General features: G+C 38.3%; 1 protein-coding gene. It reads right to left on the reverse strand.

Annotated elements, in window-relative coordinates:
• Positions 1-356: 356 nt before the first annotated feature.
• Positions 357-755 carry a glycerol-3-phosphate cytidylyltransferase gene (tagD, locus tag IC21_RS03830; protein ID WP_013858674.1) on the reverse strand — a complete coding sequence of 133 codons (399 nt, stop codon included), beginning with the start codon at positions 753-755 and terminating at the stop codon, positions 357-359.
• Positions 756-1,024: the final 269 nt, after the last annotated feature.

Raw genomic sequence — 1,024 nt, forward strand, 5'->3', positions numbered from 1 at the left:
TGCATTCCACCCCTTTTTTAAACCGGGCGGCAGCCAGGAAACCATAATAGTTATCAACAATCACAAATTTCGATGTCGCAATGTTGTATAGGCTGCGGATAAAATGCTGCAAATTTTTCATTTCAAACAGAAATACCTTCTCTTGCCGGACGGTTTCCGCAACACGGCGATAGCAGGAAGAAGTACAAACGAACACTGTCTGAAAAGAAACGGGATGCTTTTTCAATTCCTCATACACATATAAACTGTTCTGCTCAAATGAGACGACAAATGTGATTTTCCTTTTTAAAGGAAAAATTTTACATAATGTAAAAAGTACGCGAAAAAGCAGTAAGTATAAGGAAATGAACAGTTCCCTAACCATTTTTCACAGAAAAGAGGTCCTTCTTAATTTTTGACGTAGAGATGCCGACCGTCCGCGGCAGGTAAACCACTTCGCAATAATCCTTCAGGAAATCAAATTTGCCCTTCCAGTCATCGCCCATGACGAAAACATCGACATTGTATTTTTTGATATCGTCTATTTTTTGTTCCCAAGAATGTTCCGGAATGACCTGGTCAACGTAACGGATCGCTTCCAGAATTAATTTCCGGTTTTCATAGCTGTGGTACGATTTTTTATTTTTGATTTCGTTAAATTCATCCGATGAAAGGCCGACGATTAAATAGTCGCCTAATGCTCTTGCGCGTTTCAGTAAATTGATATGCCCCCAATGGAGAAGGTCAAATGTTCCGTATGTGATTACTTTTTTCATACAGTTCTCTCCCTGCTAAATGTAATAGGCAACATTCCTGCACAATGCGACACTTTTCATTATTTTTCCCTAATCTTTACTCATTATATGTCTATTTCAAGCAGAATTCAAATACTTCTTGAATGAGGTATTTGTCAAGTTTTCTCGATAAGGTTTAAATTTCGGGTATCACGAGACACTCTCTTTGTCACTTTCAATTACCACGCTTCGCTTGCTTTTTTGGATAAGTAGGGGCTGTTTCGAAATACCAGTTATATTACTGTGCATAA

The organism is Heyndrickxia coagulans DSM 1 = ATCC 7050 (assembly GCF_000290615.1).
GTDB lineage: Bacteria > Bacillota > Bacilli > Bacillales > Bacillaceae_C > Weizmannia > Weizmannia coagulans.

Coding starts and splice junctions, on each gene's coding strand:
- tagD (WP_013858674.1), bottom strand. CDS start 755: ATGAAAAAAGTAATCACATACGGAACATTTGACCTTCTCCATTGGGGG.